Origin of the sequence: Photobacterium frigidiphilum, assembly GCF_003025615.1 — a bacterium.
In the GTDB taxonomy this organism is placed as follows: domain Bacteria; phylum Pseudomonadota; class Gammaproteobacteria; order Enterobacterales; family Vibrionaceae; genus Photobacterium; species Photobacterium frigidiphilum.
Genome location: NZ_PYMJ01000030.1, coordinates 1 through 16893, shown reverse-complemented (window position 1 = coordinate 16893; position 16893 = coordinate 1). Strand labels below are relative to the sequence as shown.

The following is a 16893-nucleotide window of genomic DNA, read 5'->3' as shown; positions in this document are numbered from 1 at the left end:
GCAGTGAAAGTTGCACGCTGGGTTCTTTGAAGGGCGGCACTCGGTAACGGGTGTCGCCTATCCGCCATCAACGAGTCAATGGATCTGTGCTGGCGCGGATTTGGTATTTTAGTTTATACGATAATTGGAACCTGAAAAGCAAAGGTGGCGCCACCGATTAAAGTCAGTTCTACGTCACGAACCATCTCTATAAAACAGCCATCCTCATCCACTTGGTACCCTTGTTTTTCTGCTTGCTCAAACAGCCCTTTAATCGCTGCGCTGTAGGCTATATCTGATACCAAATAGACTTCACAGCACAGGTAATACCCCTCAGGGATCGAGTGATCAAAATGTTCACTGGATACTTGCCAGTTCCCAACGGTATAAGACATATCCTTCCATGGATGGTTTAATTCTGAGATTGGAGTCGCGCATAATAATTGCGTGCTTTTTTTGCCGATAGTGTCGAAAATTACATCCCAGTCAAAATCAGGCATGTGTTGTATTTTCATACCACGTTTCGGATACCAAACTAGCTCGCATGGTAAAGACTGCGCTAATTGTTTTTCTAACGAATGGTCTTTCCCCGGATGGGCAAGTTTTTCCAGTAGCTGAGAGGTATCTTCTGGGGTGCCAGTTGAAATAAGATCACGAATGCATTTCGCTGTCATACCGAGCTTTTGTTTGAGCACTTTCGCCATAGCCTGCGAGGAAGAGTAGCCACACAAATGCGCGATTTCGGTGATCTTTTTGCCGTCATCTATAAAGAGTAGGTTAACAGCATTTTGCAGACGAACCCGGCTTAAGTATTGCCCCGGCGTCTCATTGAACAGCAGAGTAAACTGACGATGGAAATGGTATGGGGAAATGGCACTTTGCTCGGCGATTTGTTCCCAAGATAGGCCTTCAGCCAAGGTGTCATGCATTAAAAGCAGAGCTGTTTCGAACCTTTTTCTATGGTGTTCAGGAAGAGGCGCAAGCAGCGCTATTTCGGGAACAAGAGTATAAGAGGTATCAGAAGAATCTGTCATAGCAGCAGTCAGAATATGTTTGTAACTTCTACTATGACGATTGGCGGTGGTAAAAGCAACCTGTAGGCTGCTGATCATGATGCAACCTCTTGCGCGATATCGCTTTGTGATAACTCATCCAGTGATTTTTTCCGGCTGACAGAACCTAACAGCACCGGAATTAAAATTAGGGTGACAGCAGTGGCAAACAGCTCACCAAATACCAATGAAACGGCAGCTGGTTTCAGGTATTGAGCCTGTTCAGCAGTTTCACTCAGCAGCGGAATAAGGCCACACACTGTCGTAATGGTGGTGAGGAAAATAGCCCTCATTCGGCTCGTTCCAGCCGTGATTAATGCCTGATTAAGCGGCATACCTGCGCGATATTCAAAATTAAAGCGTGTGATCAGTACCAAAGAGTCATTAATAACGATGCCTGTCATCGCCATCATTCCGAACATAGACAAAATACTGATCGGTAAATCCATCAGATAGTGGCCAAAAATTGCGCCAGCAAAACCAAATGGGATAACAGCCATAATAATGAGCGGTTGCCAATAAGATTTGAGAGGTACTGCCAGAAGAATATAAATTAGTACCATCGTAAGAATCATCGCGGACTTAAACCCTTGTTGTACTTCTCCCATCTCTTCAAACTCGCCGCCGGCTTTAATGCTGACGCCCGGATAACGCATTTGCAAAGACTCGATTGTCAGTGCTAGCTGCTGCATGGTTTGTTCAGGAGACTGGATATCACGGTTTTGATTCCAATACACATTCACTACTTGCTCGCGGTTACGGCGGTACAGAATTTCAGGCTCTCGTTCCGAGCTGAGCGTGGCGATATCTCCCAGTGATATGGTTTGCCTGTTTGGTAAAATGATCGGGGTTTGTAGCAGCTGCACTTGCGTCATCCGTTCACTTTGAGGGTAACGGACGATCACTTTGGTCTCTTGACCCTGTTCCAGTAGTCGGTGAATTTCTCTTTGACCAAACGCTTCGCCAGCCAGTCGTGCAATTTTATCTTGTGTCAGTCCAAGCTGGCGACCATAAGCGTTGAGAGTAATGCGGATTTGCTCTTGTCCTCCTTTACCATCATCGAATACATCTGTAACGCCCGGTTGCTCAGTCAATCCTTTTGCCAGCTCAGTAGCCGCTTGTTTAGCCAACTCGCGATCGGATGCTGAAATGCTGACAAAGGTACCGCCAGCTGGCGCATCTGCTGAGGTGAATTTGACTGAGTACGTGCCCTCTATTTGCCCGGTTAAGTGCCGCCATTCATTTGTGATCTGATTACCAGGCAATGTAGATAGTGCCTCATTGGTCAGCTCGGCAGTCACTTCGATGTCGCCATAACCGTCTGACCATGCAAGCAAATTAACCAGTGGCTTTTCTTCCAACTCATAATCATGTTGCAAAGAGTCACTGAGTTGTAATGCGGTAAGCTCTAGTTTATCCAGTGCCTTAGCCTGTAAAGGCAGTGGTGCGCCATCTTCTAATGTCAATTTGGCTGTAATGTATCGACCTGGTATTTCAGGGAAAATCGCACTGCGAATCGTACCAGTTGACCACATTCCGTATGCAAGGATAATAAATGCGCTAAAGCCAAGTAGAGACGCAAACTTATTGTGCAAAGCTGTTTGTAGTATCGGGCGATAGAAGCTTTGGTTCACTGTATTTAGACCGTTTTGAGCGATAGCTTGAATACGTGCAATCAAGCCTGTTTTTTTGTGGCTGATTTTCATTTCAGCCAAATGGGAAGGCAAAATAAACTTACTTTCAATCAAAGAGAAAAACAGCGCAAAAATAACGACAGCGGAAAAGCCCGCCAGCAGCTTAGCAAAGTCATTGTTGATCCAAAGCATTGGTGAAAATGCAGCTATTGTAGTCAGTACACCAAACACAGTTGCAACCGAGACCGAATGCACACCTTTCCACGCAGCTTCTCTGGCATTGGTGGTTTTTTGCCGCTCTGAATGAATGGCTTCGCCGACGACCACTGCGTCGTCAACTAAAATCCCGAGCACCAAAATAAAGCCGAACAAAGTAATGTCGTTAATACTGTAATTCATGATGTTCATGGCACTCAGTGTGCCGAACAGTGCAATCGGAATTCCGACTGCTACCCAGAAAGCCAGCTTAAGATCGAGGAATAAGCCCAGAAGAATGACAATAATTAATAGCCCTTGCCATGCGTTGTTACCCAAGCGAAACAGCTGCTCTTCGATATAGGGTGCCATATCTGCCATGGTTGATAGAGTTACATCGCTTGGGAGGCGTGCGCGTTCAGTATCTAGCGTCTTTTTTATCGCTTCACTGACATGCATTAAATTGTCTGTCTGACGGGTGCTGACTAACAGTGCAATAGCATTTTCACCATTATTACGAACTATTGCGCCGCTGTCTTCATAGTCTCTGGTCAGGCTGGCTAATTCACCTAGGCGAATGCTGCCTGTTGGGGTAGAAACGACGTCCAATGCGTGTAGTTTTTGCAAATCATCAGCATAACCATCGCCTCGAATGATCATGCGACCTTTCTCACTTTTTAGCTCTCCTGTTCTTGCTTCTAATGACGACTGTTCAATTTTATCGGCCAGATCTGCAAGGCTTAGGCTGACATTACGCAGTTTGTCTATATCAGGCTCTATCACCAGTAAAGGGGCTCGGCTGCCCCAGTTGGATACCTTAGAGATTTGAGGATGCTTCTTCAAAGCCAGTTCAACTTGCCTAGCAATTGGTTGTAACTGGCTATCAGATCTTGGCGCAGAGATGATCACAAATGCTGCAAGGTTGGTGAATTCGTCACGAGTTACCTGAGGGCGCTCTGCTTGAGCTGGAAAACCGCTGATGGCATTGACCTGATTTCTCACATCATCAAGTAACTTATCCAGCTTGGCATCGGCAGTTTTTCTGACTCGTACTGTCGCCAGACCAGCACTGGATTGGCTGGTGATCTGCTTGATGCCACTAATACCGCTGATCGACTCTTCAATACGCTGAGTCACACTTTCATCGATTTGCTTTGCACTGCCTCCAGGATATGCCACATTAATGACCAAACTGGATGGCGCGATCTGCGGAAAGGATTCAACACGAAGTTGCCCAAAAGCCAATACACCACTGGCGATGATGGCGAACATCAACAAGTTGGCACTAATCGGATTATTAATAAACCATTTTGTTAACCAGCTCATTGGATATTCTCCTTACTCGCAAGTGCGCTTGCCGTCATTTGTGAGGCAACGTGCACACCCGTAAGCATCGAAAGTAAGGGATAGGTGACCACTAATCTTTCTTGTTGTGGATTGTTATTAAAAATGACATAAGCGTGGTGACGGCTCTCTTCTACCAGCGTGATGCTTTCTACGCGTAGCTTGTCGCCTTCATCAATAGTCCAAACTTGTCCGTCTCTGGTTAGTGCACTGAGAGGTATCTGCATCACTAAATTGCGCTCGACCAGAGTGACTTTAACGGTTACTTGTTGATTAGGAAGCAATCTTGGAAATTCTTGATAAGGTTGATTAACAGCCAGTACGACTTGTCTTTGGCGACTAGATCTGTCTGCTTGTGGGGCGACATAACGTACTGATGCAGCCCAGCTCTGTCCCTGCCTGTCTGTAACTTGGACTTGTGGTTTTTCCAGTACCGCTGTGATTGCTGCCCATTGTTGTTCTGGTACAGGTAAATACACATCCAAACTTGCGCTAGCGGCTAATTTAAACATAGTTTCCCCAGCTTCGAGCTGTTGACTTGGGCTAATATCACGGCTCAGAATCACGGCATCAAATGGTGCGGTGATAGTGGCATCTTCCAAGTATTGTTTGGCACTCGTGTAGGCTTCTTTAGCTTGTAATAGATCGGCTTTGGCTGATGCAATCTGCGGTTCACGTCGGGCATAGGCCGAACTTGTCTTGTGAGAAAGCATCTTCATTGCAACCGTTTGTTCATGTTGTTCGCGTTGAAGCGTGAGTTCAGCTTGTTTCATTGCGCTACGAGCTTGAGCCAGCTGTGACTTAAGGTGCGTGGTATCAAGTTTAGCCAATATGTCGCCTTGCTTTACCAGAGTTCCTGGCTCTGTCTGCTTGGTTAAACGCAGCAGTTTCGCACTGCTTTGCGCTTTAATTTCTACTGGCCAGCGCGCATGCGTGGTGCCTAATAAAGTAATAGTTGGGCGATAAGCTTGTGGTACTACTTGAGTGACGGAAACGGGCTGCCTGAGCAGAGCTTTTGTAATTGGTTGAACAGGGTCTGGCTCCAAAATCACAACTAGGGCACCCGCACCGACAATTAAACAGAGAGCTAACACTATCGGGAGTATTTTATTCATTTTCATTGACTGTTCTCCTGTTGTAATTCGGTAGTAGGCGTTGGGGCTTTCTTATTGAGACGCTGACTGATTTCCGTTAAACGAGACAGGGTTTGTAGTGTAATTGGCAGTAAGACTGCAGCTTCTACAAATTCCAGAGAGTAGGTCACGATAGAGAAGATATGTCCGGCCGTAGGATCACTAATAAGAGTGGTAATTGAGAGATTGATAATGACGAAGCTGAATAGCACCAGAAAAATTAAGCCGTACACGACAGCTTCAACGTCAGAAATCATAATTTCACGGCGTTTAATGCGCTCAAGATGACGACGAACACTACGAAATGGCACGTGAGACAGCACAGTAACCTGATGTTCCATTCGGTTGTTTAGCGAGCGATTAAGCCGGATAAAGTAGCCATGGAATCGGGCGTACACTATTAGCATTACCATTCCGGCTATTACCGCACTGATGCCAAGTTTTATATGAAAAACAGCGAGAATGATGATAGAGGCAATTAATTGGATAACGGCGGTTAGTAACGGCGGAATGTCGTTTTCAAGGAAATCGACCAATTCTCGGGACATATCGAGTCGAGCATTGCGGGTTGATATTCGGTGGTGACACATTTGGTTATCGACAGATACTCCCACTTCGACCCGAATCGCACCGTAAACGCGAGTGTCATAAATACGGCGAACGACTGATACCACAATAAGTAGCACTAGTAAGGCTGCTAACAAAAACAGATCCGTTAACTCACCGTTCAGTAAGCTATCGATAGTAAACCCGACGAAAAGGGGGAGTAGTACCATCAGCATATTTTCCAGTACAACCATTAACCAAGTAATGGTGACCTTACTTTTGTGCTGTTTCAGGATAGATTTAACGGTAAATTCAGTAGTGGCGGGCACAATAAATGCTCTTGTTTATCGACTTTGAGCAAGTATTCATGAAATGAATAATTAAAAAGTGTCTCAGATTGCTGAAATCAAGGTGAGGGGGAGTTGCATGTTCCTCTTATCATTAGAAATCAAGCATCTTCCATGATCATGAGTATAATTGTACATTCAAAAATAAAGATCTATCGTTATTTTAGATTCACATTATATTTGAGATGAAAAAATGATTTTAGATTTAGGCTTTCGCAGCATGCTGAGTATAAATAGATACCTTCGAATTGGGGATACTATTCGTATGCCAAGATCAATTCCAGCAGTTACAACTATTAATCATGACGATGAAGTTGACCCTGCAACTGTAGGGATGACGATTGATGGGGTTGAATCAATTTGGCGTTCAGTTGAAGAAATTTATAGAACAGGTACTCATCCAGGTATTTCATTGTGTTTTCGTCGACGAGGTAAAATAATTCTGCATAGGGGAATTGGCCATGCCAGAGGAAATGGCCCTCGTTCGCCTAAACGTGGAAATAAAGTACTCATGCAACCGGAGACACCCGTATGCTATTTTTCAGCTTCAAAAGCTGTGACAGCATTTTTAATACATCTTCTTAATGAAGACAAATTAATCAATTTACATGACACTATCAGCTTTTATTTTCCTGAGTTTGGCCTGCACGGTAAGAAAAACATTAATATTCATCAAGTCTTATCCCACCGTAGTGGCATACCTGGACTGCTCAAAAATATTCCGATTGGATCGCTTTCGGATAATGATGAAATTTGGAGACTCTTGTGTGAGACAGAGATATCTTCGCATCATAAGGAAAATCTAGCTTATCATGCATTAACGGGTGGGTATATTTTAGAGCGTATTATCAATAAAGTAACCAATATGGATATTCAGCAGTTTTTGGATGAACGAGTACGAAAGCCAATGAATATGAAGTATTTTAGATATGGTATCGCGCCTGAACAAGCAACGAGTATAGCCGCCAACTATACCACAGGATTCAAGCCTATGTTTCCTGTTTCGAGCCTGATAAAACGAGCCTTAGGTGGCTCTATTAAATTGGTCACAGAAGTGAGTAATACCTCCCTGTTTAATAATGCTGTTATACCTGCCGGAAACCTCATGGGCACAGCGGAAGAGATGAGCCGTTTTTTTCAAATGCTATTGAATGATGGTGTTTGGGAAGGGAAACAAATCTGTCAACCGATGACGGTTCGGCATTTGACACAAGAATATTGTTCCATTCAATTTGATCGAACGCTGATGTTTCCGATGCGATATAGCGCAGGTTTAATGATAGGTGGTGAACCTTTTGGCTTATGGGGGAGACATAGTTCATCCGCATTTGGTCATATTGGGTTGATTAATAAATTTTGTTGGGCAGATCCGGCCAGAGATATTTCAGTTTCATTGCTTACGACGGGAATGCCTATTATAGCCAATAATATCCCTCCCTTAATAAATTTGATGATAAACATTAATCAGCATTGCTCAACCAGAACCTGTTGAAAGTATGTCAAATCCATATAAAGTGAAGGTACAGCAATGGGCTGCTGGCTTGAGCTTACTATGCCGATTAGGTTCTATGGCCTCTCTCCTGAACAAAATTGCTAGAGTTGAAATACCTGGTCAAGCATGTCCTGGATTTATCCTAAACTCAGCTTTAGGAGCGAAATTAAAAGTAGAATTACCAAAAGACTTCTGGTTCACTCTGGATCTTAAAGGAAAATCCGCAGATAGTATTGATTTTGAAAGTAATATTCTCTATTGGAGTGGTGAGAAGATATCGGAAGCTTACAATAAACATATACTCACTTTCTTCCAATATAACCGCACTTCAACTGATAGTTCGCGAAGCCGCTATAACCATTCAGTCTGAAGTCTCTTTATTGTTATAATACTTTATTTGGTAACTTGTTGTTAATTAGCACATTCAACCCTGTTGCGGCCGTTTTTCTTGGCTTTATACAAAAGTTTGTCGGCTGCGCTGAACCGTGATTCCGGCTGGGTGGAGAGCAATGGGATGATTGTGCTGACGCCATACTCAAAATAAATCGAATTTATATAAACGCAATTAACACGACCACTATCACCATGATAAATTTCGGGGGGTAGTTTTTTGCGTATTTAAAAAAACCCTCTGAGCGAAATCGCCAGAGGGTTTTTTTATACCTAAAGTTTAATTTAATTAATGAAAATTTAAATTTTCTGAGTTGTTTAAAATAGGGCAAACTTTACTTGGAGCGAATATGAAATTAACAAAGAATGAAGAGATAGATAATTCGGCTCCGCAGGTGCCTGGTGAAGCAAAGGCTCCTTCTGGTGCGGCTGAAACAACGCCAGTCATCATTTACGGAAGGCGTCGTATCAAGGATGACATGTTAGAAGAGTTTAAGATCCAATATCAAACGTTTTCCAAGTCTGTCTACGAAAGCAATCCAGACGTTAAGGCTATCTTTGCATTTCCTGATAAAGATGAACCATTGGTTTACTGGCATGTTATCTGGGTTAAGAGTGCAAATACTTTTGCTAACGATTGGGGTCGACCAACGCCGAGTGAGCCGTTATGGGCTACTTATAAGAGCACAGAAGAAGATCCTGATACACTGATTGTGTATGGTGGTTGGGATAAGGATACACTTGCTGAGACTCAAAATATTCCATGTGTGCGTTACGATTTTAAGAAAAGTATGGCTGGTTTTATTAAAGCTGATGGCGTAGGGGAAGAGGGCCCTGCATTATTCGGATTTACAATGCGCTATGTTAAACAGGGCCAGATGAAAGATCTGGGGACTTCTTTTCAGACAGTATGTAATTTATGGTATGAAAAAATCCCAGGGATCTTGATGGCAGCAGCATTTCCTGACGAAAAGAATCCGAATTTAGTCCATGACTTAAGACTCTTTGCAAACCATAACGCGTTTTTGGCGCATGTAGATAAGTTAGAGAAAGAGTTAACGGATGCTATGGGGGGTTGGTTTGAAAATTACGACACAAGCATCCCATTCTCAGGTCAGCTTTATGCTGCCAGCACGAAAGATGATGCTTTGCATACAAGCTCTATCAAATCCAGTTCAACGCCGCGAGCCCAGCTTGAGACGTTCCATTTTGGGGAATCTGGCATGTTAGGCCAAATGCCAAATATGACGAGAAATGACTCGCGAGTAATCAACTTTAATAATTAGTAACATCAGGCCAGTGTTACGGCGCTCATGCCTCTACATTGGCAGGTGTGATATGTATTAACAATAATGAGAACTCCTTCAAATATAAATCCTTTAAAGGAGCCATTAGTTAGAGGCAAACTGGGCTTTGTTTGTTCCCCATAAACCAAGAAACCCATCTTCTTTTGGAGTTTAGGATGAAGCCCTCCCTAAGGCTAATTCCACTGGCAATCAGTCCGTCGACGTTATCGTCATCTTCTAGTGTTGTGAAACGCCAGTCTTCACTGTTTATCCGTTCCCCTTGCATAAGAGCATCATTGAGCTGCTGGCTCACAACGACGATAGTTAGACCTTTCGTTTCATTGATGCCTAAATCTGGCTCAGAAATACTTCCTACGGCAACAGGCACCTTAACAATACATGTTCTCTCATCTTGACGAGTAAATGTATAGCTCGCTTCTCCGACTCGACCTTTAAGCCAAAGGAGTTGTCCTTGCGTCATATTGTCTACAGTTAGAATACCAAACGGCCCTGAAGGCGATACAGTTGAGGCGTAACTGAACACTGAGATAAAAGCAGCCAAAAACATGTTTAGAAGTATTAGCTTTTTCATGCAAAGGTCTCCCCATCTCTGTGAGTATGGGTCGATTGCACCAACAAATACATCAACCAAAATGGCCCTACTACCGGAATAAAAAAGACCAGTCCCCAATAGCCAGATTTGTCGATATCGTGCAGTCGACGAACAATTGCGGAAAGCATAGGAATGAAACTTACAACGCTATAAATAGTGTCAAACCAAGTCGTCATGTCCATAGCGATATCTGCCGCAATACATCCGATAGTCACCAATGTATGCACCAATATAAATATCCAAAATTCTTCGCGGGACGAGCGGCCCGAAAAGTCTAAGCTTCGCTTCCAAGCGATAAAATAGAACTGCATAAATGTCACCTCCGTAATTGATTAGTGATGACATTTTGCTACGAATAAGGGGAGTAAACGTCCCCAAACGGGTTTTAGGTCGTCCCAAAACGGGTATTTGTCTATATTTAAGTTTTAATTATATTTCATCGAGTTATCCTTAATGCGACTCAATAAAGTACCATTTTCTTAATCTAGGACCTGCTATGCTTGCGATTCCCGTTCCGTTCGTTGTCTCTATGTTACTCGGCTTACTGGCGATAACACTTTATGTCCGATTCTCACAGCAAGCTAAAGTCGCTAGCCTGTTTTTAGGGCTATGCGCTGCGACTACGGCAATGGTTGGTTTACGCTGGACATTTGAGATCGAAGCTTTCAGCATCGCACAACCTATTCTGGCTTCCACCATTCCTATCGCTGCGTGGTATACGTTTGCACATGCAAGTCGCGATCAAGGCTTCTTGCCAACTAAACATTTTATTGCGCCACTACTTGTCGCTGTTAGCTCTGCCACTCAACCTTGGTTGGCACTTCCACTAGATGAAGTTCTTACCTTAATTTACGTCGGCTACGGAATTGCACTTATCCGCTTTTCGACCAAAGAAACTGCGTTGATTAATGTCTCGCTGGGGAATTGGGAAGGTGTTAAGAAAGCAGAGAGTATTGCTGGATGGATGCTAATCTTTTCAGCGTTTGTCGATACATTCATGTCTTTGGATCTCACGTTCAACCAAGGTGAACTATCACTCTATATCCTCACTACGGCACATTTGATCCTTTTACCCGTGTTATCGATAGCTGTAGTCGTGGTAGGTATCAATACTCCTGTTTCAGAGGAGTCACAATTACACAAAATGAACAGCGATAGTGAGGAGTCAACCCGTCCCCCTATCATGACGAAGGAGCGCGCTAAAGAAATCACTTCTACATTAGATGCTAGAATTCGCCAAGACTCACTTTACCTCGACCCAGAGCTGACTCTTTCCAAACTGACTCGTAAGTTAGGCGTACCGGCGAAACAGATTTCAATCGCAGTCAATCAAGTCCATGAACAGAACATTTCTAAGCTCATCAATGAGTATCGCATTGAGCACGCCAAACATTCTTTGATTACGTCACAAGACACCATTACCCAGATCTTCATGAACTCCGGCTTTCAGACCAAGTCCAACTTTAACCGCGAGTTTTCAAGAATGACGGGAATGACGCCAAGTGAATATCGAAAAAGTAGCTCTGAGCACTCTAAGTGATTTTTACCATCAATATTGGACAATTTGATAATTAACTTTGCCATTCAATATAATGCTGCAACCTCCTTCTTTTACCCATTAATCGTTTAAATCTAACAACGATGGCTGATTGAATAATACTTGTAAGATATTAATAAATTGGCCGACATGAAGACCATCCATCATCCCGTGGTGTACTTCTATCGAAAGAGGCATTCTCATGCGATCACCATTTTGAGTTAATTTCCCTAACGCCATTTTGGGAATGCTGTCTGGATGCTTGGTGTCTCTTGCATGCGTCATGCTGGTGAAATCAACCCAAGGCAGTACTGTCATATGAATAGTATCTTGACGTATTTCTTTGCCAATAAACTGTTCCACAATAAACGACGAATTTTTTATTCTTATTTCGGTTTTAGTCGCACTCTGGGTGAATTTTTTAAAAATAGACGCATAGGGCAGATCGCAAAATCTTACCGTATCGTCATTGGCGAGCAAGGCAACACTGACACTCATGGGGGAATATATGCGAAGCGTTTAAAACTTTCGAAGATCTAAGTTTCAGTATAAAAAGCATACTGGATTTTTATGGTGAAAAATTCACGATAACTTTTGCATGACTACTTAGTCGTTTTGCATTTTACAGTGATAATAAACGGTAATAACATTTAGGCTGAGTTTAGTTGTTGGTTATCTTTCTCTGTGCATATTTAAAACAATAGAAATTATTAATATTTGTTGTGGCTTGATGGCAGCATTATTTGGGCGCTACGTAATTCGTAGTGCCCAAGTAAATGAAATTACGGACGTGTCGGTGAGATAGTTAATGGCTCTAACGTTGCGACGGCATTACCAGATGCCGCCGGGTGGTCAACATAAGACGTATCTTGCAATAGTGTATAGTAAACATCGACAAAATCATCATCGTTAACTAACACTCCATCAGGGATTGCTTCAATGATTTTTCCTGTAATTTGTGGAATCACAGCGTAAGCTTGAACTTCTGGATCCGGGATCATTTTCAATACTTCTTCTGCGACTTGTACTAAAAGTTTGGCCAGTTCTTTGTAATCAGTGCCGTCATCTTGTTCCATCAATATCATATCGGCAGCCCCCCAGCGATAACGAGACCAATGAATAACAACCTGGTTAGGGTAGTAATCTTTATTATCATAATCTAGGTAGGGCATTTCTACTAAGTCGATAGTTGGTTCGTCTCGGCTCGGATTAACTCCGGTTACGATTGCGTACACTTCGGCTTTACCAGAAATCCACGGTTCTTCATCATCAGATAAACGAATCTTCTTAATGACAGTGGTTGAGATAGGAGCTGCTGAAAGGCTGCGAGTACTGCTCTTCAATTGAGCTTGTTGTGTGTTTTCATCATAGCTATGCAATGCAGCAGGTTGCCCTAATTTGTTCATTTCAGCCTGCATTGCTTGCAGTCCAGCTTTGAGCTCCTTAGCGCTATTGTTGTCAACTACAAACACTGGTACTTCTGGTATTTGGTATACATCAAGTTGGTGAAGCTGACCATAGACATCATAGGCTTCAATGTACTGCCATGACTCGTCATCCCCTGTAGGCTCAAAAGCAAACAAAGGACTTTGGCCTTCCTTCCATTCCTGTACCATGGACGTGTCAGCAAGTCTCAGCTCAAGCAGTTCATTGGTGAAATTTGACACCCCTTTTACTGTTCGAATATTGGTGTCGGTTTTTTGCATTTGCTGCGTAAATGGCGATTGTGGTTCTTCCGCCAACAGCGTTGATAGTGAAATAGTTAATTTCTGATCGGATATTTGTGATTTGAGAGTTTGCTCAATATCCGTGTAATTTTCACTTAGCTGTTTGGCTAATTTTTGTTTTTGCTGTGTAATCGTATCGGCATTTTGACTAGGTGATTGATGGGAGGTTGTGTCATCAGACTGACATCCAGCAAGCACTAAACTTAATAATAAGCATGTTGGTGTTATTTTATTCATTGTATACCCCTAAGGTATTTTAATAATAATGATATTAAAGTTAAAGCTCTAATATCATTAGGCTATCACGACATGAGTCATAATTTATATGAATACTTCCACGAAAATAAATATCGCAGGGGTATCAAATGAATGCTATTCATTAAAAATGGGAGGAACATCATAAACGCTTTTTGATGTGAATGAACCTATCGATTGTGAGCAGAAGAAAATTGAGCTACTTGGTAATAAATATATCTGTAAATATATATTCATACTAAGTGATAGTTAATAAACACATTAACGTATGCCACCAACTAGAATGCACAGCGATAACTGCTCCTGTATGATCTAAGAATTGAATCAAGCGTTGAACACAGCTCTTGTCTCGCTTAATCGCTTCAAATTTCCTCTCATTGTATTGTTGAAAATTGTACTGCCTTAAAGATTCGTTATTGGGTATTAGTACACCTTCGATATCGATGAACAGTACGCACTTTTGTTCGATATGTAGGTCTATAGAAAAGAAGCCAAAATCATCTATATAAACGCGCCTGGTCAACGCTTCAGGGTTTGGAATCATTACGGATGATAAATAAGGGTCAGTTTGATTTATGGTTTCTATGGCGTGATCTCCTTACTTGTTCAGATTTCGCGATCGGACTTTAGCAAAGAATAGAAGTACTCATTCCACCATTAGTTTGTTTTAACATGTTTGATATGCTTCGCATATATTAAAACAACCCCCTATGCCTTTTGTTAGCATTTCCATCTAATATCATGGGTCAATTGAGCCTTTTACCGATAAAGCATCACGGTAATTGTTCAATAGTATAATAAAGTGCTAAAAGTCACAGCCTCTGAAGATCATTCAGTACAAATTTAGTATTGGGTAACTCCACAGCTCATTTTATAGTGATACACAGCGCCTGTTAGTGATTAAAGCCATTAAAATTAATGACTTGTAATTATTCCTTTCACCAATAGAGGGCATGATAATTGCGATGGAAATGTCATACTCCTTAGTTTGCCGAATTCCTCTTGGCTATTGTTCTCTTATTGGTAAAGAGACTGTTCAAAAGTACAGTATTCACAGGCTTCTGGAAGATATGCAGTTATAGAAAGAACAAACCAATAATCTATACACCTACAAGGAGTTTCTTATATGTCCAAACTAAGACTTTTGTCGACGCTAATCGGCTGTGGCATTGCAGCGAACAGCTTTGCGATGAATCCACAACCTGATCCGGAAAATCCTACCGGTTACATTGTTTCACGTGTTGAGCTGAAAAAAGCAGAAGACGTACAAACCGCTAATCCAATGTACGCCGTCTGGGCAAAAGCGCTCGAAACGCGTCCAAATATCATCGTTGACGCCATTGAGCCAAAAGCGGCAAGCAACCCAGAAAACGTCAAACGTGTAGAACGTGTTTTCCCACAAGAACAATGGGACTTCCTGACCCAAATGGCAAAAGAAAAAGCGCCTGAGTACACTTATACTCGTTTCCTGCGCGCCATTGGTAAGTTCCCGGCATTCTGTGGTGAATACACCGACGATCGTAAAAGTGAATCAGATGCAATCTGTAAAAAATCGGTCATTACTGCATTTGCCCATTTCTCACAAGAGACTGGCGGCCACATTACGAAAGAAAACATTTGGGATAACCCCCTTGGTCTTGAAGAATGGCAGCAAGCCTTAGTACACGTGCGTGAAATGGGCTGGTCTGAAGGCCAGGAAGGTTACATCACCGGTTGTGGACAAGATGATTGGCAGAATAAACGTTGGCCATGTGCTGCTGGCCAGGGCTATTTTGGCCGTGGCGCCAAGCAACTGTCTTATCACTTTAACTACGGCGCTTTCTCAGAGGTGATGTACGATGGTGATGCCACCGTTCTTTTAAATAACCCGGGCTTGGTCGCTGATTCATGGCTGAACCTTGCATCGGCTATCTGGTTCTTCCTAACCCCGCAAGCGCCTAAGCCTGCGATGTTGCACGTCATTGACCGCACCTGGACTCCTTCACAGCGTGAAATCGATGCAGGTATCGGCTACGGTTTTGGTACCACAATAAATGTGATCAACGGTGGTATCGAGTGTGGTGAGCAAAATAAAACTAAGGGTCAACCGGTTAACCGTATTCGTTACTGGGAAGGCTTAGCTGCTCACTACAATATTCCTGTTGAGTTGGATGAGGAAAACACCTGCTGGCAGCAAATGCCATATGGCAGCCTGAACCTGAATGGTGCAACAGACGTACTGTACACGAACTGGGATGGCAACTGGAAAAATCACGCTGACCGCCCAGATGGCGCGTCGTTTGAGTGTGAACTGGTTGGTTTTCAAACGGCTTATTCAGCTCTGGTTCCAGGTGACTACGAGAAATGTGTAACCAACTTCTATGGTTCTCATGCCAACTGGCCAGAAGTGCGTGTAGTCGAAAAAATCGACATTATTGACGTTGATCCAAATGGCTGGAAGGCAAACGCAGTTTATAACACGGGTGAGCGGGTTGTTGTTAATGGTGTGACCTATGAAGCTAAGTCTTGGACACAGGGCGACGACCCAGAGCAAAGTGGTGCGTGGGGACCTTGGAAAATAGTTTAATTTAAACTTTTCCTTAATAAATAGCCGCCTTCTAGGAAGGCGGCTTTGACTATTGAGCTGAATTAGAACGAAGTACGTTTGTAACGACGGTATTGAGATTGCCAGGAGTTCGCGTCGATCTTCTCCATGATGCGCTCATCGGTGTTTTTCGGCTTTGTTGAAGCGCTCAGATAATGCTCAATAATTCCATTAACACTGAGTTCAGTTATCATGGCCAATCTATTTATACAGGTTGGCTATTTAACACATGCCTTACAAACACAATGACGCCAAACGCCATCACTTCAAGAAACATACCTACGCGCTAAATAACTATGGTGAGTACAATCAGGCTCTCAAGCAACGCGGGCGGTTCGACATTTGGATATCTGGTTTTGTCGCAAACTGGGGTGCTAGGTTATGATCATCCTCAACATTCATCACTTCCAACATTATGACCATTAAATTCACAGGCCGTCATTTTCCTTCCGAGATCATACTGCAGTCCGTTCGGTACTATCTTTCCTACAAGCTGAGCTACCGTGAAATTGAAGAGATCTTGGCAGAGCGTGGCATCAATGTTGACCACTCAACATTGAACCGCTGGGTCATCAAATATGCCCCCTTACTGGAACATCGTGCCCGACAAGTGAAAAAGCCAGTCGCGTCTTCGTGGCGGATGGACGAAACCTATAGTGTGCCCGGAGTTCAGGGCGAGCATGGAAGCTTAAATGAACCACGAGTCTATCTGAAATACACAAGCGCGGTAGCAGGAGCTAATTTGTGTTTGTGGCTATGTCTGGTTGTGCAGGCATATG

General features: G+C 43.0%; 12 protein-coding genes and 2 pseudogenes. 6 read left to right on the top strand and 8 right to left on the bottom strand.

Translation table 11 applies throughout. The annotated features are described in order from the left end of the window. Window positions 1–113: 113 nt before the first annotated feature. From C9J12_RS22330 to C9J12_RS22315, 4 genes are read right to left on the bottom strand one after another with little or no spacing between them, the layout of a single operon-like run. Window positions 114–1091, bottom strand: a complete 978-nt coding sequence (locus tag C9J12_RS22330; RefSeq protein ID WP_227876432.1) for a helix-turn-helix transcriptional regulator — start codon at window positions 1089–1091, stop codon at window positions 114–116. Then, a complete protein-coding gene (locus C9J12_RS22325) occupies window positions 1088–4186 on the bottom strand; it encodes an efflux RND transporter permease subunit (RefSeq protein ID WP_107244710.1) in 3099 nt (1032 codons plus the stop codon). Before C9J12_RS22325 ends, C9J12_RS22330 begins: the two co-directional genes overlap by 4 nt. Continuing rightward, window positions 4183–5325, bottom strand: coding sequence for an efflux RND transporter periplasmic adaptor subunit (locus C9J12_RS22320; protein WP_107244709.1), 1143 nt, complete (start codon window positions 5323–5325; stop codon window positions 4183–4185). Before C9J12_RS22320 ends, C9J12_RS22325 begins: the two co-directional genes overlap by 4 nt. After that, the gene (locus tag C9J12_RS22315) at window positions 5322–6212 is read right to left on the bottom strand and encodes an ABC transporter six-transmembrane domain-containing protein (RefSeq protein WP_107244708.1); all 891 of its coding nucleotides are present in this window, start codon (window positions 6210–6212) and stop codon (window positions 5322–5324) included. The genes C9J12_RS22320 and C9J12_RS22315 overlap by 4 nt, the downstream gene beginning before the upstream one ends. A 211-nt stretch (window positions 6213–6423) precedes the next feature. Here C9J12_RS22315 and C9J12_RS22310 point away from each other — a divergent pair, with 211 nt between their 5' ends. The 3 genes from C9J12_RS22310 to C9J12_RS22300 all read left to right on the top strand — a co-directional run bounded on the left by C9J12_RS22310 (window position 6424) and on the right by C9J12_RS22300 (window position 9398). Next, window positions 6424–7722, top strand: a complete 1299-nt coding sequence (locus C9J12_RS22310; RefSeq protein ID WP_107244707.1) for a serine hydrolase domain-containing protein — start codon at window positions 6424–6426, stop codon at window positions 7720–7722. A 4-nt stretch (window positions 7723–7726) separates the two neighbouring features. Beyond that, window positions 7727–8092: a hypothetical protein gene (locus C9J12_RS22305; protein WP_107244706.1), complete on the top strand. Its 366-nt coding sequence runs from the start codon at window positions 7727–7729 to the stop codon at window positions 8090–8092. A 370-nt stretch (window positions 8093–8462) separates the two neighbouring features. Continuing rightward, window positions 8463–9398, top strand: coding sequence for a hypothetical protein (locus C9J12_RS22300; RefSeq protein WP_107244705.1), 936 nt, complete (start codon window positions 8463–8465; stop codon window positions 9396–9398). 109 nt (window positions 9399–9507) lie between these two features. On the opposite strand, the gene C9J12_RS22295 is transcribed toward C9J12_RS22300, so the two are convergent. Beyond that, window positions 9508–9990 carry a hypothetical protein gene (locus C9J12_RS22295; protein WP_107244704.1) on the bottom strand — a complete coding sequence of 161 codons (483 nt, stop codon included), beginning with the start codon at window positions 9988–9990 and terminating at the stop codon, window positions 9508–9510. Next, window positions 9987–10322: a DUF805 domain-containing protein gene (locus C9J12_RS22290; RefSeq protein WP_107244703.1), complete on the bottom strand. Its 336-nt coding sequence runs from the start codon at window positions 10320–10322 to the stop codon at window positions 9987–9989. Before C9J12_RS22290 ends, C9J12_RS22295 begins: the two co-directional genes overlap by 4 nt. Window positions 10323–10507: 185 nt before the next feature. Between C9J12_RS22290 and C9J12_RS22285 the strand changes: the two genes are divergently transcribed. Beyond that, window positions 10508–11551: a helix-turn-helix domain-containing protein gene (locus C9J12_RS22285; RefSeq protein WP_107244702.1), complete on the top strand. Its 1044-nt coding sequence runs from the start codon at window positions 10508–10510 to the stop codon at window positions 11549–11551. Window positions 11552–11629: 78 nt separating this feature from the next. Here C9J12_RS22285 and C9J12_RS22280 read toward each other — a convergent pair whose 3' ends face one another. Next, window positions 11630–12046, bottom strand: a complete 417-nt coding sequence (locus C9J12_RS22280; protein WP_107244701.1) for a CatA-like O-acetyltransferase — start codon at window positions 12044–12046, stop codon at window positions 11630–11632. 284 nt (window positions 12047–12330) lie between these two features. Beyond that, window positions 12331–13512, bottom strand: a complete 1182-nt coding sequence (locus C9J12_RS22275) for a DUF3103 domain-containing protein (RefSeq protein WP_107244700.1) — start codon at window positions 13510–13512, stop codon at window positions 12331–12333. 1144 nt (window positions 13513–14656) lie between these two features. Between C9J12_RS22275 and C9J12_RS22270 the strand changes: the two are divergent. Then, window positions 14657–16093: pseudogene (locus C9J12_RS22270) on the top strand (chitinase); the annotation flags it as partial. 436 nt (window positions 16094–16529) lie between these two features. Then, window positions 16530–16893 (top strand): annotated as a pseudogene (locus C9J12_RS22260) (hypothetical protein); the annotation flags it as partial.